Source organism: Pectobacterium nicotianae (genome assembly GCF_023272715.1).
Classification (GTDB): domain Bacteria; phylum Pseudomonadota; class Gammaproteobacteria; order Enterobacterales; family Enterobacteriaceae; genus Pectobacterium; species Pectobacterium brasiliense.
On sequence record NZ_CP096821.1, the window covers coordinates 1120959 to 1147222 of the forward strand.

The 26264-nt window shown below is 48.7% G+C and carries 28 protein-coding genes, 4 tRNA genes and 1 pseudogene; 27 read left to right on the top strand and 6 right to left on the bottom strand.

The genetic code is table 11. The annotated features are described in order from the left end of the window. Positions 1-173 precede the first annotated feature (173 nt). Positions 174-704 (top strand): annotated as a pseudogene (locus MYB54_RS22030) (RHS repeat-associated core domain-containing protein); the annotation flags it as partial. 430 nt (positions 705-1134) lie between these two features. After that, positions 1135-1464 (top strand): hypothetical protein, encoded by a 330-nt coding sequence (locus MYB54_RS04900; RefSeq protein ID WP_119872312.1) that lies wholly within the window; start codon positions 1135-1137, stop codon positions 1462-1464. Positions 1465-1527: 63 nt separating this feature from the next. Here the strand turns inward: MYB54_RS04900 and MYB54_RS04905 are convergent, their stop codons facing one another. Beyond that, entirely contained in the window at positions 1528-1650 is a 123-nt protein-coding gene (locus MYB54_RS04905; protein ID WP_230857194.1) for a SymE family type I addiction module toxin, read from the bottom strand. A 297-nt stretch (positions 1651-1947) separates the two neighbouring features. On the opposite strand from MYB54_RS04905, the gene pvcA reads away from it, so the two are divergent. From pvcA to MYB54_RS04920, 3 genes are all read left to right on the top strand, one after another. Then, positions 1948-2907, top strand: coding sequence for an L-tyrosine isonitrile synthase (gene pvcA / locus MYB54_RS04910; protein ID WP_371928267.1), 960 nt, complete (start codon positions 1948-1950; stop codon positions 2905-2907). Positions 2908-2986: 79 nt separating this feature from the next. Next, on the top strand, positions 2987-3136 hold the full coding sequence (locus MYB54_RS04915; protein WP_165572846.1) for a hypothetical protein: 150 nt from the start codon (positions 2987-2989) through the stop codon (positions 3134-3136). 106 nt (positions 3137-3242) lie between these two features. After that, on the top strand, positions 3243-3659 hold the full coding sequence (locus MYB54_RS04920; protein ID WP_248721587.1) for a bacteriocin immunity protein: 417 nt from the start codon (positions 3243-3245) through the stop codon (positions 3657-3659). Positions 3660-3755: 96 nt separating this feature from the next. Here the strand turns inward: MYB54_RS04920 and grxB are convergent, their stop codons facing one another. Then, positions 3756-4391: a glutaredoxin 2 gene (gene grxB, locus MYB54_RS04925; protein WP_248721588.1), complete on the bottom strand. Its 636-nt coding sequence runs from the start codon at positions 4389-4391 to the stop codon at positions 3756-3758. 215 nt (positions 4392-4606) lie between these two features. Between grxB and MYB54_RS04930 the strand changes: the two genes are divergently transcribed. Together MYB54_RS04930 and MYB54_RS04935 are read left to right on the top strand one after the other, a co-directional pair. Further along, entirely contained in the window at positions 4607-5488 is an 882-nt protein-coding gene (locus MYB54_RS04930; protein WP_205569370.1) for a LysR family transcriptional regulator, read from the top strand. Positions 5489-5609: 121 nt separating this feature from the next. Further along, positions 5610-6824: an MFS transporter gene (locus tag MYB54_RS04935; protein WP_043902036.1), complete on the top strand. Its 1215-nt coding sequence runs from the start codon at positions 5610-5612 to the stop codon at positions 6822-6824. A gap of 244 nt (positions 6825-7068) precedes the next feature. On the opposite strand, the gene MYB54_RS04940 is transcribed toward MYB54_RS04935, so the two are convergent. The 3 genes from MYB54_RS04940 to MYB54_RS04950 all read right to left on the bottom strand — a co-directional run bounded on the left by MYB54_RS04940 (position 7069) and on the right by MYB54_RS04950 (position 10092). Then, complete coding sequence (locus MYB54_RS04940) at positions 7069-8667, bottom strand: sensor domain-containing diguanylate cyclase (RefSeq protein ID WP_014916326.1); 1599 nt, start codon at positions 8665-8667, stop codon at positions 7069-7071. A 179-nt stretch (positions 8668-8846) separates the two neighbouring features. Further along, positions 8847-9521 (bottom strand): MarC family NAAT transporter, encoded by a 675-nt coding sequence (locus MYB54_RS04945; RefSeq protein ID WP_014916325.1) that lies wholly within the window; start codon positions 9519-9521, stop codon positions 8847-8849. A gap of 82 nt (positions 9522-9603) precedes the next feature. Further along, positions 9604-10092, bottom strand: a complete 489-nt coding sequence (locus tag MYB54_RS04950; RefSeq protein ID WP_014916324.1) for an SRPBCC family protein — start codon at positions 10090-10092, stop codon at positions 9604-9606. A 481-nt stretch (positions 10093-10573) separates the two neighbouring features. Between MYB54_RS04950 and MYB54_RS04955 the strand changes: the two genes are divergently transcribed. From MYB54_RS04955 to luxS, 14 genes are all read left to right on the top strand, one after another. Then, entirely contained in the window at positions 10574-10909 is a 336-nt protein-coding gene (locus tag MYB54_RS04955) for a PM0253 family protein (RefSeq protein ID WP_014916323.1), read from the top strand. Between the two features lie 232 nt (positions 10910-11141). Further along, a complete protein-coding gene (gene pncC, locus MYB54_RS04960) occupies positions 11142-11636 on the top strand; it encodes a nicotinamide-nucleotide amidase (protein ID WP_248721589.1) in 495 nt (164 codons plus the stop codon). A 107-nt stretch (positions 11637-11743) separates the two neighbouring features. Next, positions 11744-12817 (top strand): recombinase RecA, encoded by a 1074-nt coding sequence (recA, locus tag MYB54_RS04965; protein ID WP_014916321.1) that lies wholly within the window; start codon positions 11744-11746, stop codon positions 12815-12817. Between the two features lie 45 nt (positions 12818-12862). Beyond that, positions 12863-13357, top strand: coding sequence for a recombination regulator RecX (gene recX, locus MYB54_RS04970; RefSeq protein WP_206556149.1), 495 nt, complete (start codon positions 12863-12865; stop codon positions 13355-13357). A gap of 138 nt (positions 13358-13495) precedes the next feature. Further along, entirely contained in the window at positions 13496-16123 is a 2628-nt protein-coding gene (alaS, locus tag MYB54_RS04975; RefSeq protein ID WP_205557527.1) for an alanine--tRNA ligase, read from the top strand. Between the two features lie 324 nt (positions 16124-16447). Next, positions 16448-16633 (top strand): carbon storage regulator CsrA, encoded by a 186-nt coding sequence (csrA, locus tag MYB54_RS04980; RefSeq protein WP_005972168.1) that lies wholly within the window; start codon positions 16448-16450, stop codon positions 16631-16633. Positions 16634-16927: 294 nt separating this feature from the next. After that, positions 16928-17020: transfer RNA gene (locus tag MYB54_RS04985), tRNA-Ser, on the top strand. 8 nt (positions 17021-17028) lie between these two features. Further along, positions 17029-17105 (top strand) — tRNA-Arg (locus MYB54_RS04990). Positions 17106-17176: 71 nt separating this feature from the next. Next, a tRNA-Arg gene (locus MYB54_RS04995) sits at positions 17177-17253 on the top strand. Positions 17254-17306: 53 nt separating this feature from the next. Continuing rightward, positions 17307-17383, top strand: a tRNA-Arg gene (locus tag MYB54_RS05000). 391 nt (positions 17384-17774) lie between these two features. Continuing rightward, positions 17775-18341: a fructose-1-phosphate/6-phosphogluconate phosphatase gene (yqaB, locus tag MYB54_RS05005; protein WP_039465264.1), complete on the top strand. Its 567-nt coding sequence runs from the start codon at positions 17775-17777 to the stop codon at positions 18339-18341. Further along, on the top strand, positions 18338-18766 hold the full coding sequence (locus tag MYB54_RS05010) for a YqaA family protein (protein WP_039499975.1): 429 nt from the start codon (positions 18338-18340) through the stop codon (positions 18764-18766). Before yqaB ends, MYB54_RS05010 begins: the two co-directional genes overlap by 4 nt. 82 nt (positions 18767-18848) lie before the next feature. Next, positions 18849-20402 carry a glutamate--cysteine ligase gene (gshA, locus tag MYB54_RS05015; protein WP_248721590.1) on the top strand — a complete coding sequence of 518 codons (1554 nt, stop codon included), beginning with the start codon at positions 18849-18851 and terminating at the stop codon, positions 20400-20402. Positions 20403-20555: 153 nt separating this feature from the next. Continuing rightward, on the top strand, positions 20556-21071 hold the full coding sequence (gene luxS, locus MYB54_RS05020; protein WP_014916315.1) for an S-ribosylhomocysteine lyase: 516 nt from the start codon (positions 20556-20558) through the stop codon (positions 21069-21071). Between the two features lie 72 nt (positions 21072-21143). Here the strand turns inward: luxS and MYB54_RS05025 are convergent, their stop codons facing one another. Continuing rightward, entirely contained in the window at positions 21144-21938 is a 795-nt protein-coding gene (locus tag MYB54_RS05025; protein ID WP_010286006.1) for a cytochrome C assembly family protein, read from the bottom strand. 170 nt (positions 21939-22108) lie between these two features. Here MYB54_RS05025 and ffh point away from each other — a divergent pair, with 170 nt between their 5' ends. The 6 genes from ffh to MYB54_RS05055 all read left to right on the top strand — a co-directional run bounded on the left by ffh (position 22109) and on the right by MYB54_RS05055 (position 26246). Further along, on the top strand, positions 22109-23470 hold the full coding sequence (ffh, locus tag MYB54_RS05030) for a signal recognition particle protein (protein WP_010285999.1): 1362 nt from the start codon (positions 22109-22111) through the stop codon (positions 23468-23470). Between the two features lie 157 nt (positions 23471-23627). Further along, a complete protein-coding gene (gene rpsP, locus MYB54_RS05035; RefSeq protein WP_010285998.1) occupies positions 23628-23876 on the top strand; it encodes a 30S ribosomal protein S16 in 249 nt (82 codons plus the stop codon). Positions 23877-23894: 18 nt separating this feature from the next. Further along, positions 23895-24443 carry a ribosome maturation factor RimM gene (gene rimM / locus MYB54_RS05040; protein ID WP_010308358.1) on the top strand — a complete coding sequence of 183 codons (549 nt, stop codon included), beginning with the start codon at positions 23895-23897 and terminating at the stop codon, positions 24441-24443. A gap of 38 nt (positions 24444-24481) precedes the next feature. Continuing rightward, positions 24482-25237: a tRNA (guanosine(37)-N1)-methyltransferase TrmD gene (trmD, locus tag MYB54_RS05045; protein ID WP_010285995.1), complete on the top strand. Its 756-nt coding sequence runs from the start codon at positions 24482-24484 to the stop codon at positions 25235-25237. Positions 25238-25299: 62 nt separating this feature from the next. Further along, positions 25300-25647: a 50S ribosomal protein L19 gene (gene rplS / locus MYB54_RS05050; protein WP_010285987.1), complete on the top strand. Its 348-nt coding sequence runs from the start codon at positions 25300-25302 to the stop codon at positions 25645-25647. A 233-nt stretch (positions 25648-25880) separates the two neighbouring features. Then, a complete protein-coding gene (locus MYB54_RS05055; protein WP_014916312.1) occupies positions 25881-26246 on the top strand; it encodes a hypothetical protein in 366 nt (121 codons plus the stop codon). The last annotated feature ends 18 nt before the right edge of the window (positions 26247-26264 follow it).

The following is a 26264-nucleotide window of genomic DNA, read 5'->3' on the forward strand; positions in this document are numbered from 1 at the left end:
TTTTATTAAGCACTATATAAGTGGTGTTTTATAGCCGGAAGAGATCCCAATGATCCTTCCGGCTATTTTATTTTTAGCGGTTGGTATTGTTACGCCAGCATATTCCCCTGTTCTGCCCGAATGGTTATTTTACTGGGCAGCACCTCAATACTTAACGGCTGGCCGAGTAACCCGCTCAGGCGGTCGCGCGGGTGGCGTACCGGTGGGACGGTGACCAGCTGATTGGTCAGCAGCAGTACCGGGCGGACGGGTCAACGTCACGGGAAGTGCAGTTGGTGTACGAGCTGGGAAGCTTCCGGTCGCTGGCACAGGTGGAAGCTCAGGGCGACAGCACATAGTTGCACTACATCGTTACGGACCTGACAGGAACCGCAAGAGAGTTGTGCAGTGAGGAAGGGGAAGTCCGCTGGCGCGGGGAACAGGGGCTGTGGGGCGCACACCGGGAAGAGCGACGGCCTACCCCGCTGCGGCGCTACCTGGGAGATGCGGCGAACGAAGAGGTGTACTGTGAGCTGCGCTATCAGGGTCAACTGTTTGATGCGGAAACGGGGCTTTACTACAATCGGCATCGTTACTATGATGCGGAGAGCGGACAGTATCTGTCGCCGGACCCTATAGGGCTGGTGGGAGGTATAAGGCCGCAGGGTTATGTAAAAAATCCGCTCAGTTGGGTAGACCCGCTTGGATTAACGCCGAAAGAAGGCTCGTCAAGAGTTGATAATGCGAGAGCTCGGCAATCTAAGATGTTAGAGGATGATGTTGGATATAACATTAGCCCGACAAGCTGGGATCAGTACCCTTCAATAGGAAGAGATCAATAGGAAGAGATGGAACTTTTGTTACGGATAAAGAAGGTGTACTGAAATATTTTGACGGTGTTCAAGGAAGTGAAACTTCAATATCAAGATCCATGGCAGAAAGAATTGAGAAAGACATGGGGTTAAATCCTGGCTCTCTAAAAGATGGATTTAATGTCAGAAAAATAGAAGGGATAACAAATATGCAGCCTCGAAGTCCATTAGGTGGTAATGATTACTTCCTTGGGCCGGGACAGCATCTGCCCGGAGGAGCTCCCGAAATGGTTATCAACTCTGTTCCTACATCGACTCCTGTTATGTTAAGGGTGAATGTATTATGAATGTGATTCCCGATAACTCTATTGTTGTAAGCGATATTGCAACTAATACAGTAAAGCTTAGGGTTAAAGGCGAACTTTCAGTGAGAGAAGTCGAAGACCTTGGTTTTTCGGCTTCTGAACAGTTCATGGTTAAAACTGTAAAAGATGAGGATGAGAAATTAGATCTCATTAAATCCTTGGTTAAGATAGATGCCTTGTTTTTATTTGGTTATGGATGGTATCCGTCAGAGGTTATGGATTTTTATAAAGAAAAAAATGATTATATAGGTAAGTACAAGGTTATATCTTGGTCAGATCGAGACCATTATAAGATTGAAGTGAAATAAATAATAGCCGGAAGTGATTTCACGATCCTTTCGGCTTTTTTATTTTTAGCTGTTGGTTAACCTCTAAAGATTAATCTGCGTCTTAATAATAATCTTGCCCTGCTTCACCGTGACGGTTACCGGAATCCTGGTGATAAAGCCCGACTCTTCTAGCCAGCGGCCTTTGAGGTTAATCGCCGACGGCAGTGACTGATGCGTTGGGTCAGCGCTACCAGTTTCGTAATGGGACGTGCGGTACTGAACAAAAGGAAGAGATCAGATTCCATCGCCACTTATCCTAATTTTTAATAATTACTCCCTTAATTCTTATTATGTTTATTTATAATTCAAATTAATTATTAGCGTCGTAAATAAAAAAACTGAATATGTCATTCAGTTTTTTTATTGTATTCGCGTAAGGGTTTTATTCTATTGTTTCTACGCCATAGCTATGTAGTTAATTCCTTTTTTAAATTAATGTAAAGTAATGGGGTTGTTTTGTATATGATGAATAATGAATTAGTTTCATCGCTAATATTAAGTGAGTTAATTCAATATCGGCGTAGATTTACCCAGTCGACGAAACCAATTAGTGAAGAAGAGTCTCAGGTGACCCGGGTTCAATTACCCAGAATTCGTGCTTTTGTTGAAGAAGAACGTCAAATTGAACTCGTTCTGCCTGCGTTTCCGTTTAAATCTCCTAGCCCTTATAAGGTGTTGGGCAGAATGCCAGATATGGCGGAGCGTTTGTCCTTGATCTTCCTGAATTCGTTATGTCAGCGTATTCAGCTTTATTATCCACCCGGTGCGCATATCCGTATTTGTTCTGATGGGCATGTCTTTGGCGATCTGATTGGGACCAGCGACGAAACGATTAATATTTATCAGGATGAGATTGAAAATTTACTGCATGAACTGGGTGCTGTTCATCTCAGCGTTTTTAATCTTAAAGATGTAGAGAATATGGCGGCGCTCACCGCTGACTATGATCGTCTTCGGCAGCAGCTGGTTGAGAATTATGCTGACTCAGAAGAGGAGGTGAAAGCGCAGCTCATGCAGAGCGAAGAAGGTTTGCAGCTTTACCGCTCAATGACCCGTTTCCTCTATGAAGATAGCCTGAGGCCTGACTATACCGGCTCTAATGCGGCGTTACAGAAAGATGCCAAAAAACGCGCGTGTAGCGTTATCCAACGCAGTTGGGCATGGGGCAATCTGCTTGCTGAACAATTTCCAGACGCCATCCGTTTGTCTATTCATCCGCAGCCTTCGGACAGCCTGAAGCTGGGTATTCATATGATGCCCACCAAGGACGATTGGTTGACCCCCTGGCATGGCGTAGCCGCCAATGTTAATGGGCAGTTTGTGTTAATGAAGAATATAGAAGCACAGCAACTGGATGGCGAAATCGTGGAAATCCGCGGTATGCCTAGCCATTACTTAGTTAAACAGCCTGATCTGGCATAAGCGCGCTGTTCTCGCCTTATCGTTCACCGAGACATCGATATTGTCATCTTATAAAGGAATATACAGGGTGGAAAATAGCATGGACCGTCGCATTAAACCGCTTTCCCCTTTTGGTACGCTGCCGATCGAAGGTGTGTGCTTCCTTAATCAGCATGCGCTGGAATATCATCATGTCATGCCGGAAACGCAAAGCGCGTTTAGTAAGACGTTACGGCAAAATAACGCCTGAAATCCGTCACGTGTTATGGGGTAAAAGCGTGCCCCATAACGCTATTGCGAACCGTGTTTTTAAAATAGAATACGCGCACGGATGTTCTATCGCAGGGTTGCAGTAAATGAAGCTATTTTTGGCCGTGATTTTTTCAGTATTGATGATTCCCCAGACCGGTTTTTCGGCAACAAAAACGGATGCGCTGACGCTGCTGAAACATTTGGATGTGACTACTTTTCGCAGTTCTTTTGGACCGAAACATTTCCCGAAGGGGACGTTGCTGAAAAATACCGGTGATTATGTGTTTAGCCAGGAAAAAGACCGGGCAGAAGCCACAGACACAGATGGCAGTTGGACGTATTCGCTACGTATTATCTCGGAAAATGAAAAGGAGATCATTGCCTGTTTCGTGGATGATGCGCATGTGGGAAGTTACTTTTCAATGAACCCTTTCCTGATAAAGAAAACGAAAAATACTCAGTCGTACTCGATGACTAAACTTGAGCCTGGCACCGGAGGATGTGCGCTCAGTGAGGAATAATCATGATCGTCGTTGGTAAATGAACGACGTTATCCGAACGTTGCTAAAATAAGGAGCCGCTATAAGCCGCTCCTTTGTTGTTTCTATCTTGCCGTTTTACAGCGCTTTATCGGTCAACAAGTCGACCTTGCTGGCTGTTGAGACACGTTCAAGGTACGCGTGAACGTGAGGACCAAACTGTACGCCTTTCACGATCGTGAGCGACAGTAAGATCGGGAACAGAATAAAATCGGTGGTGGAAATGGTACTGATGTTTGCCAGACGTGGCTCCAGCGCCTTGAGTTTCTGCTCCACTTCCGCAATCAGTTCCGGCGTTTTTGCGAGTAGTGCATCCAGATCACCGAAGGCTTTTTCTTCGCGCAGGATGTAAGCATAGCGCGCCTCTGGCGTGGAAAGCTCTTTGAAATCGGCTTTCGTAAAACGGGGAACCGCAAGGTTAAACACCTCGCTGGAAATGGACTTACACCAGGCTTCAATCTCAGCATCAACCGGTTTATCGGCGATTAACGGCGTTTGCTTGCTGTCGACATAGTGGACGATATCCATGCTTTCCGGCATGAAGCTGCCATCTTCTTTCTGCAGGATCGGCACCACTTTGCGACCCACCATGCGTGTTGGCGTGTCAACGTCGCCTTCCATGATGACGGATTGCTCAACAGGCAGATCTTTCAGGCCAAAAATCATTCTGGCTCTGACACAGAATGGGCAGTGTTCGTAAATGAAAAGTTTCATGCATCGCCTCGTAAGATTTTGAAAAAGGCAGCAAAAATTTGCCAGCCTTGTCATGACAAGTCATGCCACCAGAGTAATACCTGATGCGGTTGGCGGTAAAGCGAATGTGCCTGAAGATGGCGATGGCAGGGAAAAGAAGGGCGCGGTGTGGATCCGCCTTATCCTCGTAGGATTCCTGTATGATGCAGTGAAACCCCTTTTTCGGAAGAGAAATCATGGATCGCCTGAGCGCGCTGGAAACATTTATCTGCGTTTTTGAAACGGGGTCGTTTTCCGCTGCGTCCCGCAGGCTCGGTATTGGGCAGCCTGCGGTGTCCAAAGCGATCATGCAACTGGAAAATCAGCTGGCAACGCCGTTACTGCTCCGCTCTACCCGAGGGCTGACGCCGACAGAAGCTGGACAGAATTTTTATGAGCAAATCGCCCCCGCGTTAAAGGTACTGGGGGATGCTCAAGAGCATGTGGTAAGTGGGAGCACGGCGCTGTCTGGGCGGCTACGCATCGGTGCGCCCGTGACTTTCGCCAGACAGCTCATCATACCGCGGCTCCATGAATTCATGGCCGAGCATCCCCAGCTAAATATTGATGTCATTCTGGACGATCGCCCGATCGATCTGATTGCTGAAGGCATTGATGTGGCTCTGCGTTTGGGCGAAATGAAGGATTCAAGCCTGATTGCCCAGCGGTTGGCATCGTGTTCCATGCGCCTGCTGGCGACCCCTGACTATTTCGCGCGTCACGGTGTGCCAGCTTCTCCTGACGTTCTGGCTGCGTATCCTGCCGTCATCTATTTGCAGGGAGAGAGAACCGATCGCTGGATTTTTTCTCGGGATGGAACACAGACCACGGTATTCCCCAATGGGCGTATCCGAGTTTCTGCGGCGGAAGGCGTGCGTGCAGCGGTGCTATCCGGTGTAGGACTGATTGTGGCGTCCGAATGGATGTTTGCGCTAGAGCTTGAAAGCGGGCAGGTCGTCACCGCACTGGATTCATGGTCGCTGGGTAAGATGGATCTGTGGGCTGTCTACCCCGGAGGCCGCATGACATCAGCTCGCGCCAGAATTTTTACCGATTTCGTCAAGCAACTTTTCTCCTGAAATATTCCTATTCGGAATAGCTGATATCCATTTTACCTCTCTACTGGGAATGAGTCGGGCACCCTATGCTCTGCTCATCACCTGCCGATTTCCGGCAGGAAACACACAGACAGGTATGATGATGAGTACATTATCCAGCGAAGCCGATGTCAGCACGCAGCGGGCACCCGGCAAAGTATTGATTTTCTCAATGGCGGCAGCCAGTGGTATTTCTGTTGCCAATATCTATTACAACCAACCGATGCTGGGCGTGATTGGCGAAAGCTTTACGTCGAGCGGGGCAACCTCGCTTATTCCAACCGTGACGCAGCTAGGCTATGCCTTAGGGCTGCTGTTACTGGTTCCGCTCGGTGATAAATTTGACCGCCGTCGGCTGATCGTGTGGCAATTTTTGATGCTGGCGTTGGCTTCTGTGTTTGCGGCCTTGTCGACATCGTCTGTCGCGTTATTAGGTGCTTCGCTGCTTATCGGTTTTGGGGCGACCGCCGCACAGCAGATTGTTCCGGCTGCGGCGGCGCTTGCCGATGCGAAACAGCGTGGTGCGATTGTCGGAACGGTCATGAGCGGCCTATTGAGCGGCATTCTGCTTAGCCGTACGATTGCGGGGCTGGTGGCGGAAAGTGCGGGCTGGCGAGCGATGTTCTGGCTGAGTGTGCCGCTGGCGCTAGCGGGCGCGTGGGCAATGGGAAGAATGTTACCGGCTTCACCCTCGAATCAAACTGTTCGTTACCGTGAGCTGATGCGTTCGCTGGTGACGCTGTGGCAGGATGAACGCGCATTGCGTAAAGCTACGCTGATTCAGGCGCTGTTGTTTGCATCGTTCAGTGCGTTCTGGAGCGTGCTTGCGCTGTATCTGGAAGGCGGACGTTTTCAAATGGGCGCTGCTGCTGCGGGCCTGTTCGGCGTGATTGGCGTAGCGGGAATTTTTGCGGCTCCGCTGGCGGGAAGACTGGCCGATAGAATCGGCAGCCGCCCGGTTGTGATTGCCGGCGCGTTGCTGACGCTGCTCTCATGGGCAATATTCATCGGTTTCAATTCCGTTATTGGCCTGATTATCGGTGTGGGCCTGCTCGATCTCGGCGTACAAAGTGCGCTAATTGCCAATCAACATGTTATTTACGGGCTCGGTGAAGCGGTCAGAGGCCGGATCAATACCGTATTCATGGGCGGTATGTTTCTGGGGGGCGCAGCTGGCTCCACGGTTGCGATGGCTGCATGGCATCAGGGAGGGTGGCTGATGGTCGGAGGGCTTGCCAGCGTTCTGGCCATTATGGCGCTGCTGGCTGCGCTGATGAAAACCCAAAAAGCGTCATTACGAACGGGGAAAGCAGGCTGAAATAGCCAGATAGGGGGCTGGGAAGTCTCACCAATGTTGTTTTACAACCGGTAGATTAACCTTACTTGCTGATGACAATACTATACATTTGGCTTGCTATAGTCCTTCCATCCCTTGTCAGTACCTCACATCCCTGTGAGTGTTGTGTTAGTTAACCATCCCTGTCATTAGAATGACCTTGGCCCGCCTTGTGCGGGTTTTTTTTTGCCTGCTTTCTCGCTCGCGGCATTCATGTTGAGCGTGTCTATTCCGTGTCGTGATTAACTGAATGATCGGAAGCGACTTTAATAACGACTCGGTTTCTGCCTTCATGCTTGGCCTGATAGAGGGCATCATCCGCGATTTTCAAGACGCTATCGATCTGCTCCATTCCTGGAATAAAACAGGTGACGCCTAGTGAAATCGTGATGTTTTCAGGAATCGGTAGCGGCATTTTTTCCACTTTTTTACGCAGCCGTTCAGCAATATCAGCGGCCTGCGTCATGTCCGTATCGGGCAGAAGTGCGAGGAACTCCTCTCCGCCAGTGCGGCAAATCAGATCGGATTCGCGCGAACCCTGTTTTATGTTTTTCGCCAACAGCCTGATGACGTCATCGCCGATATTGTGTCCGTAGGTATCATTCACGCGTTTGAAATGGTCGATATCAATCACGATGGCGGCAACCTGATTGCTCTTTGAGAGAATGAGTTCAATGCTTTCATAGATACCACGGCGATTGAGCAACCCAGTGAGTGGATCGGTGTGGGCCTGCAAACTCAGTTTGCCAATCCGCTTATGCAGCAGCAGGGTACCGAAAAGAATGACGCGTTTTAGCTGCTCAACCTCAAAATACCAGGAGGGGACTTTCTTGATTTTTTCAATCACGCCGGGCTCCTCCATTTTACTGGCAGAAACGGCCAGCAAACGCAGAGGGTTGGCGATATAGAAGGCGAGTAGGGTCAGAGCGATAAGCGTTAATGCCATTACCGGGGCACCTTCGTATAAAACGGAACGCATCACGCTGCTGAGCAAATCGATAACGGTTTGAGAAGGATGCAAAGTAATGATGATCCAGCCGGATGAGTTGACCGTATCGAAACCCGCCAAAGACGGCGTACCTTGCATATCGGGCATCGCGGCGGTGCCACTTTTCTTGTTGTGAAGCGCGTTTTTAATTCTCTCATCGCTGACGGGCTTGCCGACCCACTGTTTGTCCTGGTGATAGAGAACAATCCCGCTTTTATCAATGACGTAAACGCTGGAGTAATCGTTATAAAAATGGGTGTTCATGAATTCGTTTAAGACGCTTTGATTTTTTAAATAAATGGTTCCTCCGATGTAACCGAGATAATTTCCCTGTTTGTCTTTTATCGGGGAGGAAACCAGTACGATCAAATTTCCCGTAACTGAAATATAAGGCTGGCTGATTAACGGCCTTTGTTCCACGAGCGCCAGCTTGCTGGCATCAGAGGTCAGCGTACTTCCTTTCAGATTCAGTGAGGCTGGGTAAACCGCGTGTATCTGATTCTGAGTATCTGCAACGAAAATAGAGTTAAAGCTTTGGCTCATGCGATATGTCTGTTCACTTTTACTAAGTAGCGTCGCATCGTCACTAAAACTGTCCGCTATTGATGTCGCGCTGTAAGCCAGTTCCTGCTGTGCTGAAGATAAAAAACTTTCTGTGGTCGCCGCTAACTTGGAAGAATAGTTAAGGTTTGAGCTCAGTATCTGATCGGTAATGAGCTTCTTTTGTACATTATAAACAGCAACATAAGCATTGGTCAGCGTAATGACCATGCTGATAATGGCGAGAGATAAAATGAGCGAACGTAAATTGATTGGGAATCGTTTTTTTATTTTCATTGTTGGCCGCACCTATTTTCCGCTAGGTAAGCAAAATCACGCTTTCTTTTTGTTATGTCATCATCAATGGCAAACCGGCGGGGTATTCGCTTGCGACCAATGAATAAACCCGCCATTCAAAGTTATAGACGCTAATTGGGCTATCTGGCAACGTATTGATATCTCCCCGCATCTTCAACTTAATGCAGGGAATGTACGATCTCCAGCGTACCGTTAATGATGAACTGTACGCCCATGCAAACCAGCAGGAACCCCATCAGCCGTGAAATGGCTTCAATGCCGCTTTTCCCGATAAGACGCATAATCAGGCTCGAACTTTTCAGACTGAGCCAGACGATCAGGCTGATCAACATAAACGTGAGTACGGGGGCAACGGTAATCACCCATGGCGTGATATCGACGCCGCTCTTGATTTGTGAGGCAGAACTGATGATGAGGGCAATGGTTCCTGGCCCCGCGGTGCTGGGCATCGCCAGTGGAACGAAGGCGATATTGACCTCATTGGCGGAGAAACTGTCGTTGATTTCTTCTTTTTTGCTTTTGACTTCAGGCGCATGCTCTGGCTTTTGCTGAGGAAAAAGCATGCGAAACCCGATAAATGCGACGATGAGCCCGCCGGCAATGCGCAACCCAGGAATGGATATTCCGAAGGTATTCATTACGACCTGACCCGCGTAGTACGCGACGGTCATAATGATGAAGACGTAGAGCGAGGCCTGAAAGATCTGGCGATTTCGTTCCCCCTGGCTCATGTTGCCGGACATCGCTAAAAATACCGCTACCGTTGTCAGTGGGTTCGCGAGTGGCAGGATTAACACCAGACCAAGACCAATGGTTTGAATCAATTCCAGCATTCTACGTTCCTTTTATTGGGGCGCTTTCGTCAGTTCGGGAAAACGGTCGCTGATGACCTGTTGCTATGATGTCTGGCGCGGCTTAGGCCAGTTCATCCTCCGCTAATTTTTTGAAACGATAGAGCGTTTTCGTCAGCATATCGCGAGAAAACATATCAAACATTTGGCCGATCTTTTTCCCGATCAAGCCCCCCGGTGGGTTGTAGCGAATCGTCAGCGTTACGGTTGTACCCGCTTCCGATGTGGCTGGTTGAAAAGAAAGCCGGCCTTCATTCGGAACCCGTGCCCCTTCCAGCGAACGCCAGTGGATATACTCTCCCGGTTTTTCATCAATAATACGAGCCTGCCACTCAATGAGCGCGCCAATCGGCGTGTTAATCCGCCAGTTAGAGTCGGTATAGTTCAGTATCTCGATGCTGGCGAAATGGCCCATCAGGATCGGCAACGTTTCCGGTTTGCGCCAGAGATCAAATAAACGTTCTGCCGGGCGATCGATCGTAATGCTGCTGCTGATTTCATTGGCATAACTGCCGTTTTTCGCTGCGGTTCTTCTTAAGAAAGAGGGAAACACCCGTCATCCTCCCTAATGGATTATTACCCCTTTATGGGCATATGCAGGCCATTCTGACCGATCTCGACCAACGAAGCAAAGCGGAGACGGTGGCGATAGTGTTGGCGCAGACTATCACAGCAATCGTCAGAATTTTTATGCGCCTAATGTTGCGTTAATGTTCGTTCGGTACTGTAAGAGTCAGACAGAAGCCGAATGAAGTGCCGCAAAACACCAGGGTTTTTACATAACGATAATAGCAGTACCCCGCCTACTATTTTTAGTGGGCTTTTTTTTATTTGTACTTCCCTGTTTAGATATTTTATTGCTATGTAAATTGATATTTATCAAGTTATCGTTAATGGTTTTGTACCTATTAAGGTGTAATAAATTTGTATCCCTGTTTTCTATTATTTAAATGGCGCACTGCTTGTGTGGTAATTTACTTTATAGACATGTCGTGATACGTTTATAACCAGCTTTCATGCTGGTAGGAATAAATATGAGTAACCCATTTGTTGCTAAGTGGAGTCGTAATGGCAACCTGCTTTGCCACGGCCACTGGTTAATATCTTATAAAGAAAATGCTTTCACGTTACCGGAAAAATATAAAGAAAATCATATGGGAACGATGGGGATCTACTCTATCATCGATCCTGATGATGAAATGTACCGGGACGGACTCGATGAGGATGATTGGATTCTGGAAAATATCGACTGGCTGGCCGATAGCTTTGAAGAAAATAATGTCCCTATCGAAGAATGTTATTTCAGATATTTCTTTCAGGCTATAAATAAGCAGGACTGGCGATGCACCAGTTGTGCAGGTTGTATGTAAATCGCGCCATCATTATTAATTACTCCTGTTCCCTCTTTATTCCTGCCAGACGACTCTCTTAGCGTCGTGCTATTTTCTCCCCGGTTATTCGGCAGCGTTTTATTCGATTTCCCTCGTTTTTCATCTTTTTTCATCTTCTTTGCTATGCGCTTCGCATACCGTGCAGCGGAGCGTCTTTTTCGGGGAAAAGTGTTACCCTGACCCAACAATCCTTGATTAAGATGAGGCGGCAATGACGGAAGCTGACATTCTGCGGTTAAGTGCTTTGGTGGGCGAAAAATTGAAGGCACGCGGTGCCACTCTGACATGTGCAGAGTCCTGCACCGGAGGCTGGTTGGCTAAGTCTATTACCGATGTTGCTGGCAGTTCAGGCTGGTTTGACTATGGCTTTGTGACATACAGCAATTTGGCCAAGCAACGTCTGGTGAATGTGAACGCAGAGACACTGGAACAGCATGGTGCGGTGAGTGAAGCCGTCGTCAATGAGATGTCCGCAGGGGCTTTGCAGGCCGCCGGTGCAGATTTTGCCATATCGGTAAGCGGCGTCGCCGGGCCAGACGGGGGAACCGAAGAGAAGCCTGTCGGCACGGTGTGGTTTGGCTTCACTGACAAACAGGGTGGGGCATTCGCTCAGACAATGCGCTTCAGTGGAGACAGAAACGCGGTGCGTCTGCAATCGGTCCATTTTGCGCTGCAAACGTTGCTCGACACGTTTCTGAAAAAATAACCTTGATGCTGTATGCGCATACAGTATAATGTCAGTAATTATTCGGCAATTCATGATTAAGCAGCCGCGTAGAGACAGCAGCTTTACGCCGCATGACAGGAGCAGAAATGGCTATTGATGAGAACAAACAAAAGGCACTTGCGGCAGCACTGGGTCAAATCGAAAAGCAATTTGGTAAAGGTTCTATCATGCGGTTGGGCGAGGATCGCTCAATGGATGTTGAAACCATTTCTACAGGCTCTTTGTCCCTGGATATCGCTTTGGGCGCTGGTGGTTTACCGATGGGGCGTATCGTTGAGATTTATGGCCCAGAATCTTCCGGTAAAACAACGCTGACCTTACAGGTTATTGCTGCCGCCCAGCGCGAAGGCAAAACGTGTGCGTTTATCGATGCTGAGCATGCGCTGGACCCGATTTATGCGAAAAAGCTTGGTGTAGATATCGATAACCTGCTGTGTTCTCAGCCGGATACCGGCGAGCAAGCGTTGGAGATCTGTGATGCATTAACGCGCTCTGGCGCTGTTGACGTTATCATCGTCGACTCCGTTGCGGCACTGACGCCGAAAGCAGAAATTGAAGGTGAAATCGGCGACTCCCACATGGGGCTGGCTGCACGTATGATGAGCCAGGCTATGCGTAAACTGGCGGGTAACCTGAAGCAAGCCAATACGCTGTTGATCTTCATTAACCAGATTCGTATGAAAATCGGTGTGATGTTCGGTAACCCTGAAACCACTACCGGTGGTAACGCTCTGAAGTTTTATGCTTCTGTTCGCCTGGATATTCGTCGTACTGGTGCAATCAAGGAAGGCGAAGAAGTTGTCGGCAGCGAAACCCGTGTGAAAGTCGTGAAGAATAAAGTGGCAGCACCGTTCAAACAGGCTGAATTCCAAATTCTGTACGGCGAAGGCATCAATATCCACGGTGAGTTGGTCGATCTGGGTGTGAAACACAAGCTGATCGAAAAAGCGGGTGCCTGGTATAGCTATAACGGCGACAAGATCGGCCAGGGTAAAGCAAATGCCTGTAATTTCCTGAAAGAGAACCCGGCGATTGCTGCGGAACTGGATAAGAAATTGCGTGAAATGCTGCTGCATAAAGGCAATGAGCTGACGCCAGCCACCGCTGGAAATAGCCATGACGAAGATGAATTCGCTGGTGAAGGCAACGAAGAGTTTTAATGGTGGCTGAATGGATTGTGGCAGGGCACTTTAGCGGGTAGATGGATGAATAAACCATTACGCTATGCGATGAATGTGCTTTCCGTTCGCGATTATAGTGAAACTGAAATACGCCGCAAATGTGCGGCGTATTTATATAAGTCAGAAAGCGCAAGTGCAGAAGATGAAGCAGATGAAGCTACAGCCCGAGCTGCGGCGGAAGATGTGGAAGCGGCTATTGCGTATTGTAAGGAACACGGTTGGCTGGATGACGAGCGTTATGCTCGCCGCTATATCAGCAGCCGGAGCCGCAAAGGCTATGGTGCTCAGCGGATCAAAATGGAGCTAAGCCAGAAAGGAATCGATAAGACAACGTTAGCCACAGCATTAGACGAGAGTGATATCGATTGGTGTGCGCTGGCGAAATCGGTTGTGGAACGAAAATTCGGGCATCCTCTGTCCGATGAATGGAAAGACAAAGTCAAACATCAGCGATATCTGCTCTATCGTGGTTTCTTTCATGAAGAAATCCAGTCAATTTATACGAATTTTTCAGATTGAACGCACACGGGATTTTACTTCCCATCGAAGAAAATTTATCTTATTCCCACTTTTTTGTTCGTGAGTTGCTCGGTAACGTCAGCATGCTGGACTAACCTTGCCCGCGATCTGTTCTTCTAGCTTGATTCCAGGACAATTATGAGCAAGAGCACCGCTGAGATCCGTCAAGCGTTTCTCGATTTTTTCCACAGTAAGGGACACCAGGTTGTTGATAGCAGCTCTCTGGTGCCGAACAACGATCCGACATTGTTATTCACCAATGCGGGTATGAACCAGTTCAAAGATGTGTTCCTCGGGCTGGATAAACGTAGCTATGTCCGAGCGACGACCTCGCAGCGCTGCGTACGTGCCGGTGGTAAACATAATGACCTGGAAAACGTAGGTTATACCGCACGCCACCACACCTTCTTTGAAATGCTGGGTAACTTCAGCTTCGGTGACTATTTCAAGCATGATGCGATTCGCTATGCGTGGGAATTGCTGACGTCTCCTCAGTGGTTCAATCTGCCGAAAGAAAAACTGTGGGTAACGGTATACGCAACAGATGATGAAGCCTACGACATTTGGGCTGACGAAGTTGGCGTGCCGCGCGAAAGAATTATTCGTATTGGCGATAACAAAGGCGGACCTTACGCCTCTGATAATTTCTGGCAGATGGGCGAAACGGGGCCATGTGGTCCGTGTACCGAGATTTTCTACGATCACGGTGAGCATATCGCAGGTGGCCCGCCGGGAAGCCCTGATGAAGACGGCGATCGCTATATTGAAATCTGGAACCTGGTGTTCATGCAGTTCAACCGTCAGATTGACGGCACAATGCTGCCACTGCCAAAACCGTCCGTCGATACTGGCATGGGGTTAGAACGCGTTTCTGCCGTCTTGCAGCACGTCAATTCAAACTATGACATTGATTTGTTCAAAACGCTGATTGAGGCGGTAGCGAAAGCCGTCGGAACGACAGATTTAACTAATAAGTCGCTGCGTGTTATTGCTGACCATATCCGCTCTTGTGCGTTCCTGATTGCCGATGGCGTGATGCCGTCTAATGAAAACCGTGGTTATGTTCTGCGCCGTATTATCCGCCGCGCTGCGCGTCACGGTAATATGCTGGGCGCTACGGATGCTTTCTTCTACAAACTGGTTGCGCCGCTGATTCACGTCATGGGGCCTGCAGCTGAAGAATTGAAAAAACAGCAGTCTGTGGTTGAGCAAGCGCTGAAGACAGAAGAAGAGCAGTTTGCCCGCACGTTGGAACGCGGTTTGTCTCTGCTGGACGAAGAAATTAAAAACCTGAAAGGGGATACGCTGGATGGTGAAACAGCCTTCCGCCTGTATGACACCTATGGTTTCCCTGTCGACCTTACTGCAGATGTGTGTCGCGAGCGCGGCCTGAAAGTCGATGAAGAAGGTTTTGAAGCTGCGATGACGGCACAGCGGCAGCGTGCGCGTGAAGCCAGCGGATTTGGCGTAGATTACAACAGCCTCATCCGTGTGGATGAAAACACGCCATTCTGCGGCTATGAAAAAACGCAGCAACAAGCGAAGGTTATTGCGATTTATCACAATGGAAACGCGGTCGATCAGATTGTGGCCGGTGATGAAGCGGTTGTGATTCTGAACGAAACGCCATTTTATGGTGAATCCGGTGGTCAGGTTGGCGACCAGGGTGAACTGAAAAATGCGGGCGTCAGCTTTGCCGTTCAGGATACTCAGAAATACGGTCAGGCAATTGGCCACGTCGGTAAACTGACTCAGGGTACGCTGCGTGTTAACGACAGTGTCGATGCAAACGTTGATAGCCAACGTCGCGATCGCATTCGTCTGAACCACTCTGCAACGCACCTGCTGCATGCTGCGCTGCGTCAGGTTCTGGGCGATCACGTCGCGCAGAAAGGCTCTCTGGTTAACGATAGCTATCTGCGTTTTGACTTCTCACATACGGAAGCGATGAAACCTGAGCAGATTCGTCAGGTTGAAGATATCGTTAACGCGCAAATCCGCCGTAACCTTACCGTGCAAACGGATGTCATGGCACTGGACGATGCGAGAGCGAAGGGCGCAATGGCGCTGTTCGGCGAGAAGTACGATGACCATGTCCGTGTTCTGACAATGGGAGATTTCTCCATTGAGCTTTGTGGGGGCACGCACGCAAGCCGTACAGGTGATATCGGCCTGTTCCAGATCATTTCTGAGTCAGGTACTGCTGCCGGCGTGCGTCGTATTGAAGCGACCACGGGTGAGAATGCGTTGTCTGCGCTGCATCGCCAGAGCGACGTTTTGCAAGACATTGCGCAACTGCTGAAAGGGGATAGTCACAACCTGACGGATAAGGTACGCTCTGTTCTGGATCGTGCCCGCGCGTTGGAGAAAGAGCTTCAGCAGTTGAAGGCTCAACAAGCGGCGCAGGAAAGTTCGTCGCTGTCTGGCAAAGCAAAAGAGATTAACGGTGTGAAGTTGCTGGTTACGCAACTGGACAATGTTGATCCTAAACTGCTGCGCACGATGGTTGATGACCTGAAGAATCAGCTTGGATCTGCTGTTATCGTTCTAGGAACGGCGGCAGAAGGCCGAGTTAGCTTGATTTCTGGTGTAACGAAAGATCTGACTGACCGCGTAAAAGCCGGTGAACTGATTGGGTTTGTTGCCCAGCAGGTTGGCGGTAAAGGCGGTGGTCGCCCAGATATGGCTCAGGCTGGTGGCTCAGACGTGTCTGCACTGCCTGCTGCGCTGGCAAGCGTTGAATCTTGGGTTGCTGCTAAGCTGTAAAACGACAGATAACGTTTTATTCGCGTTATCCGACAAAACGCCATAACTTTCTGGTTGTGGCGTTTTTGTCTGCGGAAAAGGATCCGGCAAGCAGGATAGAAAGTGTGTTACCTTCAGATATTCTGAAGCTTTACATGCTCAGTCCTGTTGTTGTGATAACAAAAGCACAAGCTACTGATATCGACTAAACTAACAAGTAGTGACAAACCGGAGTGTGATGGTGTGGTTATACCATCGTCTAGGTTTACGTTTTCACGGCACATGATGGATAATGGCGGGGAGACAGAGAGACCCGACTCTTTATAATCTTTCAAGGAGCAAAGAATGCTTATTTTGACTCGTCGAGTTGGCGAAACCCTCATGATCGGCGATGAGGTAACGGTTACCGTATTAGGAGTGAAAGGCAACCAGGTGCGTATTGGTGTTAATGCACCTAAAGAGGTTTCTGTCCACCGTGAAGAGATCTATCAGCGTATTCAGGCCGAAAAATCTCAACCAACGTCATATTGATTGACAATGCGTCTCGTGTTCGCGGGACGCAATTGTTATTTCCTGCTTTTCCCCCACACATTTATCGATATATCCATTTTTCCTGTGCGCTACCTTTGGCAAGGTAACCGCCTGTTTTTCTGTCGATAAAATAGACTTTTTGTTGTGAAAGTACGCGTCTTGGATGCGAATTGTTCAAACGAACACAAGGTGGGAAAAATTGTTTGACTTATAAGTCTGGGGAAGTAATATGTGCGCCACGCAGTACCGGTGAGCACTAACAAGAAGTTCTTAGTAGCGAATCAGGTAATGTAAGGTGAGGTGGCCGAGAGGCTGAAGGCGCTCCCCTGCTAAGGGAGTATGCGGTCAAAAGCTGCATCGAGGGTTCGAATCCCTCCCTCACCGCCATTTAATATGCATCCGTAGCTCAGCTGGATAGAGTACTCGGCTACGAACCGAGCGGTCGGAGGTTCGAATCCTCCCGGATGCACCATTAAATACTGCCTTTGCAAGGCAAGTAGTATTAGTGAAAGCAAGTTTTGTCGCAGATGAAGAATTATCAATGCATCCGTAGCTCAGCTGGATAGAGTACTCGGCTACGAACCGAGCGGTCGGAGGTTCGAATCCTCCCGGATGCACCATTCTTAAGTATCTCGTTTAATTGCTCACCCCATTTATTTCTGCACCACACTCTGCATCCGTAGCTCAGCTGGATAGAGTACTCGGCTACGAACCGAGCGGTCGGAGGTTCGAATCCTCCCGGATGCACCATATTTCGATGTTAAATAAAATTCTTGCCTTAGCGCGAACCAATAAGTGTAAGAATAACCTTGCTCTAGCAAGGACTCAAAATACTAAGCAAGGCAGATAATTTTCTCCAATACGCATTTCTGTTTTACCCATCGCTCTCTAGCCTATTTTTCGCATTCTAGCGGCACAGCCTTCTATTCTGCTGATATCAGAACGATATTTTTCTCATCACTTCCGTGTATTAATTCTTACCCCTCCCTTGCCTATATATTGAGATTGAGCCGACGAGTAAATGAAGACTGCCTTACTACTATGGAGGTAATAACCTGTTTTTTATAAGGTTATTGAGTAAGCGACAACGTTTTCACTTTACGATAAAGTAAGCTCTCTTTTCAGTGATCATGGAGTCATGATGTACGATCGCTATCAAGGGCTGATCTTTGATATGGATGGCACCCTGCTTGATACCGAACCAACGCACCATAAAGCGTGGGATCAGGTTCTTGCCCGATATGGTATGAGATATGATGCCAGTGCCATGACAGCATTGAACGGCTCGCCCACCTGGCGTATTGCACAGCGTATTATCGACAGCCATCAGGCTGATATTGATGCTCACCAACTCGCGGCGGAAAAAACCGCTGTTGTTGAGGAAATGCTGCTGGATACCGTAAAACCACTGCCGCTGATTGATGTTGTTAAGCACTATCGCGGACGGCGTCCTATGGCAGTTGGCACAGGTAGTACACATGGCATGGCTGATAGATTGCTAACGCATTTAGGGCTGCATGATTATTTTGATGCAATCGTTGGGGCTGATGATGTTACACAGCATAAGCCTTTCCCCGATACCTTTCTGCGTTGCGCTACATTGATTTCTGTCGCACCAGAACACTGTATCGTGTTTGAAGATGCAGACTACGGCATTGAAGCCGCTAAACGCGCTAACATGGCCGTGGTTGACGTCCGTACATTGTGAGTGAGTTCTGGGCCGTCTTTTCTCTTTTCTGGAGTAGCCTGCTCAGTGCAACACTGCTGCCTGGCAGTTCGGAAGTGCTGCTGGTAACGTTATTGCTTGCGGATAGCGCAAAGCCCTACCTGTTGATTGCTGTGGCAACGGTAGGAAATACGCTGGGTGGGTTAACAAATATTTTTATAGGGCGCTTACTCCCTCAGCCAAAACAACAAGCTGGGTATTCGGTGGCCATGCGCTGGTTACAGCGCTATGGCTGCGCTGCGTTGTTATTTAGCTGGGTGCCGGTAGTAGGCGATTTATTGTGCGTGTTAGCGGGTTGGCTACGCATGCCCTGGGTGCAATCAGCGGTTTTCATCGGTATTGGAAAAGCGCTGCGGTATATCATATTGACGGGTATAACGTTGCAGGGGATGGCGTGGTGGTCTTAACCAGATTGCAATGCGAACTGGTGAGTGCTGCTGAGTTTCAATTATGCTTACAACCATTACATTTTAACAACGGGAGGTCGATTTGATCCCGGACATTTCAGAAGCACTTTCTTGGCTGGAAAAACACCCACTGGCAGTGAAGGGTATTCAGCGTGGAATTGAACGCGAAACATTGCGCGTAACAGCAAACGGACATCTTGCTACGACCGGGCACCCTGAGATATTGGGTTCGGCGTTGGCACACCCGTGGATTACGACAGACTTTGCAGAAGCGCTGTTAGAGTTTATTACGCCGGTTGATAAAGATGTCGATCATCTGTTGACGTTTCTGCGCGATATTCATCGTCACGTTTCCCGCAATCTGGGCGATGAGCGGATGTGGCCATTGAGCATGCCGTGCTTTATCGACAGCGAGCAAAATATAGAGCTGGCGCAGTATGGCTCATCAAATATCGGGCGCTTCAAAACACTTTATCGTGAAGGGCTGAAAAACCGCTATGGCGCGTTGATGCAGACTATTTCCGGCGTGCATTATAACTTCTCTCTTCCGCTGTCATTCTGGCAGGCGCGAGAAGGAGTTGCTGATGCAGAAAGTGGGAAAAAAGCTATTTCAGCGGGATACTTCAGGCTGATCCGTAACTATTACCGCTTTGGCTGGGTGATCCCTTATCTGTTTGGCGCTTCTCCGGCGATTTGCTCTTCTTTCCTGAAAGGTCGGGAGACCGCACTACCGTTTGAGCGTACGGAAAAAGGCATGCTCTATCTGCCTTATGCGACCTCTCTGCGGCTCAGTGATTTAGGCTATACCAATAAGTCACAGAGCAATCTGGGGATTACGTTCAACGATTTGGACACCTATGTTGCTGCGTTAAAACGCGCGATAAAAACGCCATCTGAGGAATATGCTCGGGTTGGTATGAAGAAGGATGGTCGTTATCTACAACTGAATACGAACGTCTTGCAGATTGAGAACGAGCTGTATGCGCCGATTCGTCCGAAGCGTGTGACGCGTGCGGGTGAAACGCCATCTGATGCGTTGTTGCGTGGCGGAATCGAATATATCGAAGTGCGTTCATTGGATATCAATCCTTTCTCTCCGACCGGGGTGAGTGAAAGCCAGGTTCGTTTCCTGGATTTATTCCTGATCTGGTGTGCGCTGGCAGATGCACCTGAAATGAGCGCGGATGAGCTACTGTGTACGCGTAAAAACTGGAACCGAGTGATTCTGGAAGGGCGTAAACCTGGGCAAACGGTAGGTATGCGGTGTGAAACCATCCAGCAGCCAATTGCTGAAGTGGGGAAATCTCTATTTGCAGATTTGCGTCGCGTTGCGGAAGTACTGGATGCGGAAAACAATCAACTGCACTATCAGCAGGTATGCGATGAGCTGCTTGTTGGTTTTGACGATCCAGAAACGACGTTCTCTGGCCGACTATTAACGTTGATGAAGCAAGAAGGCAATGGTAGCGTGGGGCTGAATTTAGCGGAAGAATACCGCAAAATGCTCAGCAGCGAGCCGCTGCAGGTGTTGACGGAAGAACAATTGGCTGCTGCGAGCGAGAACTCCTGGCAGCGTCAACGTCAGATTGAGTCTGAAGATACGATGAGTTTTGACGACTATCTGGCGACGCATTAAAAAGAAAAGGCCACAGGAACTGTGGCCAAATAAACATCTCTAATAGGGATGATGATAATAAATGCGCGTCTTTCAGTAAGTCAGACTCGCATAAAAAGGAAAAGTTCTCGGAAACGAGAAAAAATGAATTTTTTTCTTTGAGGAGGTGGAATTATGCCGTTACTAGACAGCTTTACCGTTGACCATACTCGTATGGCCGCACCTGCAGTTCGGGTCGCTAAAACCATGAAAACCCCTCATGGCGACAATATCACGGTATTTGACCTGCGCTTCTGTCGTCCGAACATTGAAGTCATGCCAGAGCGTGGTATCCACACGCTAGAGCACCTGTTTGCAGGCTTTATGCGCGATCATTTAAACGGTGATGGCGTTGAAATTATCGACATTTCTCCGATGGGATGCCGTACGGGTTTCTACATGAGCCTGATTGGCACGCCGGATGAGCAACGTGTTGCTGACTCCTGGAAAGCGGCGATGGCGGACGTTCTGAAAGTGACCGATCAGCGTAAAATTCCTGAGCTGAACGAATTCCAGTGTGGCACCTATGAGATGCACTCACTGAAAGAAGCGCAGGACATTGCTCAACACATCGTGGATCACGATATTGGTATCAACCAAAATGACGATCTGGCGCTGCCGAAAGATAAACTAGCCGAGCTACATATCTAGTTTCTTGGATAGGCACAGATAAAAAAAGAGAACCGAAGTGGGTTCTCTTTTTTTTATGCTGCGTGAACGCAGTCAGACTGCGAGGAAGTGCTGTATAACCCGGCTGCCGAAGTAGGACAGCGTCAGCATAAGGGCGCCGATCAGGCTGAACCAGACGACGCGACGTCCCCGCCATCCTTCATGGTAATGTCCCCAGAGCAACAGAATATAGATGAACCAGGCAAACAGGGAGAACACGGCCTTGTGCAGGTTCTCTTTGTTATCGATCAGGTCATCCATATAGAACAAACCAGTACAGAGCGTCAGCGTGAGCAAAATGACGCCAATCTGCGTAATGTGAAACATCTTGCGCTCAATGCCCATTAGCGGCGGCATGTCAGCGGCAAATCCCAGTTTTTTATTCTTGAGCAGATAATCAAGCCAGGCGAGTTGAAGCGCATAAAGGGCAGCAATTAGCAGCGTTGCATAGGAGAAAAGGGCCAGTCCGATATGGATCATCAAGCCCGGCGACGCTTCCAGATGCGTAATAAATTCACTCGGCATAAAGCTGGCGAAGGCCAGATTGATCAGCGCAAAGGTGTAGACAATAGGAAGAATAAACCAGCCACGATCGCGCGTGGCGACAAATGTCATCACCGTACAGATGATGAGGCTGACCAGAGAACCGATATTCAGCAAGCTAAGGTTTTGGCCGACCTGAACATCGAAAATGCGTTGATAGAGCGCCACCGCATGGCAAATTAGCGCAGCGCTGGCCGAGAGTATTGCCAGCCGACGATATGCACTGTTCTTGCGCAGCAGACTGGGGATAATCAGTCCGAGGCTGAGTGTGTAGGCGACAAGCGCCACAATAGCGAAAACAGACATACAAATTAGGTTATTAAATATCAACTAGGTAAAATGAAGAATCAGTATAGCGTTAGTCGCCGTGGGCACCAACAGTTCTCCGTCAGCAGCGCTGAGATCGTTCCCGCTTTTGTGTATAATCTCTTCCATTCGTGTCGCGCTGGCGGCCTGTCTTACGTTGAGCATGAGATATGTTTGAAAATTTAACCGATCGACTCTCGCGCACATTGCGCAATATCAGCGGCCGCGGGCGGTTGACTGAAGACAACATAAAAGAAACGCTGCGTGAAGTGCGTATGGCATTGCTGGAAGCCGACGTCGCGTTACCCGTGGTGCGTGATTTTATCAATCGCGTGAAAGAGCGCGCTGTCGGACATGAAGTCAATAAAAGTCTGACGCCGGGCCAAGAGTTCGTCAAGATTGTTAAGAATGAACTCGTCAGCGCAATGGGTGAAATCAACGCTGAGCTGAATCTTGCTGCGCAACCACCTGCGGTTGTTCTGATGGCCGGTCTGCAAGGTGCGGGTAAAACGACCAGCGTGGGCAAGCTGGGTAAATTCCTGCGCGAAAAGCAGAAGAAAAAAGTGCTGGTGGTTTCAGCTGACGTTTATCGCCCTGCGGCGATTAAACAGTTGGAAACATTGGCCGAGCAGGTAGGTGTCGATTTCTTCCCGTCAGACGTGCAGGAAAAGCCGCTGGCTATCGTAGAACGTGCGTTACAGCACGCTAAGCTGAAGTTCTATGATGTCTTGTTAGTCGATACCGCGGGTCGTCTCCACGTTGACGACGCGATGATGGACGAAATCAAGCAGGTTCACGCGGCGATTAAGCCGGTTGAAACGCTGTTTGTGGTTGACGCCATGACGGGGCAGGATGCGGCGAATACGGCGAAAGCCTTTAATGAAGCGCTGCCGCTGACCGGTGTGATCCTCACTAAAATTGATGGTGATGCCCGTGGCGGTGCGGCGTTGTCTATCCGTCATATTACTGGCAAGCCAATTAAATTCCTCGGTGTCGGCGAAAAAACCGAAGCGCTGGAGCCGTTCTACCCTGAGCGCGTTGCCTCGCGAATTCTCGGTATGGGCGATGTGCTTTCACTGATTGAAGATATTGAAAGCAAGGTCGATCGTACACAGGCAGAAAAGCTTGCTAATAAGCTGAAGAAGGGCGATGGGTTCGATTTGACCGATTTCCTGGATCAGCTCAAGCAGATGCGCAACATGGGCGGCATGGCAAGCATGATGAGCAAAATGCCCGGTATGGGGCAACTGCCTGATAATGTTAAGTCGCAAATGGATGACAAGGTGCTGGTGCGTATGGAGGCGATCATTAATTCGATGACGCGTCAGGAACGTGCCAAACCTGAGATTATTAAAGGATCGCGTAAACGTCGTATCGCACAGGGTTCCGGTATGCAGGTACAGGACGTGAACCGTCTTCTGAAACAGTTCGATGATATGCAACGAATGATGAAGAAGATGAAAAACGGCGGTCTGGCGAAAATGATGCGCGGTATGAAAGGGATGATGCCACCTGGATTCCCGGGACGTTAATCACCGAAATCGATGGTGTAAAGAAACTCTTGGCGTGATTATACGCTTTAGATTGCTTTTTGCGCCAAAATGAGTAAAATTTTCGGGCTTTTTATATGACATACTGGGCTCCGTTCCTCGATGGGGCCCAGTTGTTTTATTCACTAAAGAGGATGTTATGGTAACAATTCGTTTGGCACGTGGCGGCGCGAAAAAACGCCCCTTCTATCAAGTAGTCGTGACCGATAGCCGCAATGCGCGTGATGGTCGTTTCATCGAGCGCGTAGGTTTCTTCAACCCAATCGCATCTGGTCAAGCAGAAGCCCTGCGTCTGGATCTGGACCGTATCGAGCATTGGCTTGGTCTGGGTGCAACTGTGTCTGATCGCGTATCTTCGCTGATCAAAGACGCTAAAAAAGCAGCATAACCTGTTGCGGTGGTGATAATGAGCAATCAACTCAGCCCAAAACCTCCTGTTAACCCGATTGTGATGGGGAAGATAGGGTCGGCATATGGCATCCGAGGTTGGCTCAGAGTGTTTTCATCCACCGAAGATGCCGAGAGCATTTTTGATTATCAACCTTGGTTCATCCAGAGTAAAAGCGGTTGGCAGCTTGTCGAGATTGAAGGCTGGAAGTATCACAATCAGGATCTGATCATCAAAGTGAAAGGTGCTGATGACCGTGATGCGGCTAATTTACTGACCAATTGTGAAATTGTCGTAGATTCGTCACAACTGCCCGATCTGGGCGAAGGTGATTATTACTGGAAGGATCTTATTGGCTGTCAGGTCGTGACCGTAACGGGTTATGAGTTAGGTAAAATCATCGACATGATGGAAACCGGCTCGAACGATGTGATGGTAATAAAGGCTAACCTGAAAGATGCCTTCGGAGTCAAGGAACGGCTGGTTCCGTTCCTCACTGAACAGGTTGTTAAGCGCGTCGACCTTTCTGCTCAAACTATTGAAGTAGATTGGGATCCTGGTTTTTGAACTCTGAATCGACCAGTAGTACCCAGCGGAACGAGACTATGTGGATTGGGGTGATTAGCCTGTTTCCAGAGATGTTCCGGGCAATTACTGATTACGGAGTCACTGGCCGGGCAGTTAAAAATGGCCTGCTGAACGTACAGTATTGGAGTCCTCGCGATTTCACTTACGATCGGCATCGCACCGTGGACGATCGGCCTTATGGCGGCGGCCCCGGAATGCTGATGATGGTGCAACCTTTACGGGATGCGATCCACGCAGCAAAAGCAGCGGCAGGCGAAGGCGCGAAAGTGATTTATTTATCACCTCAGGGCCGTAAATTAGATCAGCAAGGCGTACATCAACTCGCTACGAACCAGAAGATGATTCTGGTCTGTGGGCGGTACGAAGGGATTGATGAGCGCGTAATTAAAACCGAAATCGATGAAGAATGGTCGATCGGCGATTACGTACTCAGTGGTGGGGAACTGCCAGCGATGACCCTGATTGACTCCGTTGCCCGCTTTATACCGGGCGTTCTGGGGCATCAGGCTTCAGCAGAAGAAGATTCTTTTGCCGATGGATTGCTGGACTGTCCTCATTTCACTCGCCCTGAAATACTGGAAGGCATGGAAGTTCCGGCAGTGTTACTGTCTGGTAACCATGCGGAGATACGCCGCTGGCGATTGAAGCAGTCGCTGGGCCGAACCTGGCTTAGAAGACCTGAACTTCTGAAAAGCCTAGCTCTGACTGACGAGCAAACAAGGTTGCTGGCTGAGTTCCAACGTGAATATCAGTCTGAGCAACAAGAGTATTAGGTGGTTACGCCGGTTTACCGCGCGAACCCAACTATCAGTTTACCTAGGGTAAGAGACATATTATGAGCAACATTATTAAGCAAATCGAAGACGAACAAATGAAGCAGGACGTACCTGCATTTCGTCCGGGTGATACCGTAGAAGTGAAGGTATGGGTTGTTGAAGGTAGCAAAAAACGTCTGCAGGCATTCGAGGGCGTGGTTATTGCTATTCGTAACCGCGGTCTGCATTCTGCATTCACTGTTCGCAAAATTTCTAACGGCGAAGGCGTGGAGCGTGTATTCCAGACTCACTCTCCAGTAGTTGACAGCATCGCTGTTAAACGTCGTGGTGCCGTGCGTAAAGCCAAACTGTACTACCTGCGTGAGCGTACTGGTAAGTCTGCTCGTATCAAAGAGCGTCTTAACTAAGATAGCGCTTTCGCAACATCCGAAAGTTGTTATTTATAAGGGGTTTAGCCAAAGGCTAAACCCTTTTTTTATGCCTGATAGTGTCAGCCTTTGCTGAAAAATGTTTTGCCTAATGAAAAAATTCATCTGTAAAAGCCGTTGAAAGTGACCTGCAAGTTTTCTAGTGATAGGATATTTCCGGATGTAACATTGCTCATCTATATTATTAAAAATTAAAGGAAGATCTAATCTATATGCGCAAACTATTATTCATTCCTCTCTTTTTTTCCTCGTTTATGGCAGCAGCTGGCTTTATCCACCCTATGGATTTTGATAACTCCGAAGCTCAGAAAAATGAAGTTATTGAGTTTATAAAAGAGACGGTGAAGCAGGATTACTGCGAGAGTGGTTTTGATATGTGCCAGGAAAGTATGTTGCGTATGATGGAGAAGGAAAACCTCAACGCCTTTAAGCTTGCCACTAAAGCTAAAGATAGAAAAATAATGGATAAGGTCATAGAGGATTACTGTGAAAGCGGTTTTGATATGTGCAATTACAGTAACATTTATATGATGTACAAAGAAAATCTTAAGGCGAGCAAACAATCCCTTGAGTGGTAGCTCCCCTCTCTGAGCGAT

Excerpts from the sequence above, each read along its gene's own strand:
- MYB54_RS04900 (WP_119872312.1), top strand. The coding sequence starts at position 1,135 with ATGAATGTGATTCCCGATAACTCTATTGTTGTAAGCGATATTGCAACT.
- pvcA (WP_371928267.1), top strand. The coding sequence starts at position 1,948 with ATGATGAATAATGAATTAGTTTCATCGCTAATATTAAGTGAGTTAATT.
- MYB54_RS04915 (WP_165572846.1), top strand. The coding sequence starts at position 2,987 with ATGGACCGTCGCATTAAACCGCTTTCCCCTTTTGGTACGCTGCCGATC.
- MYB54_RS04920 (WP_248721587.1), top strand. The coding sequence starts at position 3,243 with ATGAAGCTATTTTTGGCCGTGATTTTTTCAGTATTGATGATTCCCCAG.
- grxB (WP_248721588.1), bottom strand. The coding sequence starts at position 4,391 with ATGAAACTTTTCATTTACGAACACTGCCCATTCTGTGTCAGAGCCAGA.
- MYB54_RS04930 (WP_205569370.1), top strand. The coding sequence starts at position 4,607 with ATGGATCGCCTGAGCGCGCTGGAAACATTTATCTGCGTTTTTGAAACG.
- MYB54_RS04935 (WP_043902036.1), top strand. The coding sequence starts at position 5,610 with ATGAGTACATTATCCAGCGAAGCCGATGTCAGCACGCAGCGGGCACCC.
- MYB54_RS04940 (WP_014916326.1), bottom strand. The coding sequence starts at position 8,667 with ATGAAAATAAAAAAACGATTCCCAATCAATTTACGTTCGCTCATTTTA.
- MYB54_RS04945 (WP_014916325.1), bottom strand. The coding sequence starts at position 9,521 with ATGCTGGAATTGATTCAAACCATTGGTCTTGGTCTGGTGTTAATCCTG.
- MYB54_RS04955 (WP_014916323.1), top strand. The coding sequence starts at position 10,574 with ATGAGTAACCCATTTGTTGCTAAGTGGAGTCGTAATGGCAACCTGCTT.
- pncC (WP_248721589.1), top strand. The coding sequence starts at position 11,142 with ATGACGGAAGCTGACATTCTGCGGTTAAGTGCTTTGGTGGGCGAAAAA.
- recA (WP_014916321.1), top strand. The coding sequence starts at position 11,744 with ATGGCTATTGATGAGAACAAACAAAAGGCACTTGCGGCAGCACTGGGT.
- recX (WP_206556149.1), top strand. The coding sequence starts at position 12,863 with ATGAATAAACCATTACGCTATGCGATGAATGTGCTTTCCGTTCGCGAT.
- alaS (WP_205557527.1), top strand. The coding sequence starts at position 13,496 with ATGAGCAAGAGCACCGCTGAGATCCGTCAAGCGTTTCTCGATTTTTTC.
- csrA (WP_005972168.1), top strand. The coding sequence starts at position 16,448 with ATGCTTATTTTGACTCGTCGAGTTGGCGAAACCCTCATGATCGGCGAT.
- yqaB (WP_039465264.1), top strand. The coding sequence starts at position 17,775 with ATGTACGATCGCTATCAAGGGCTGATCTTTGATATGGATGGCACCCTG.
- luxS (WP_014916315.1), top strand. The coding sequence starts at position 20,556 with ATGCCGTTACTAGACAGCTTTACCGTTGACCATACTCGTATGGCCGCA.
- MYB54_RS05025 (WP_010286006.1), bottom strand. The coding sequence starts at position 21,938 with ATGTCTGTTTTCGCTATTGTGGCGCTTGTCGCCTACACACTCAGCCTC.
- ffh (WP_010285999.1), top strand. The coding sequence starts at position 22,109 with ATGTTTGAAAATTTAACCGATCGACTCTCGCGCACATTGCGCAATATC.
- rpsP (WP_010285998.1), top strand. The coding sequence starts at position 23,628 with ATGGTAACAATTCGTTTGGCACGTGGCGGCGCGAAAAAACGCCCCTTC.
- rimM (WP_010308358.1), top strand. The coding sequence starts at position 23,895 with ATGAGCAATCAACTCAGCCCAAAACCTCCTGTTAACCCGATTGTGATG.
- trmD (WP_010285995.1), top strand. The coding sequence starts at position 24,482 with ATGTGGATTGGGGTGATTAGCCTGTTTCCAGAGATGTTCCGGGCAATT.
- rplS (WP_010285987.1), top strand. The coding sequence starts at position 25,300 with ATGAGCAACATTATTAAGCAAATCGAAGACGAACAAATGAAGCAGGAC.
- MYB54_RS05055 (WP_014916312.1), top strand. The coding sequence starts at position 25,881 with ATGCGCAAACTATTATTCATTCCTCTCTTTTTTTCCTCGTTTATGGCA.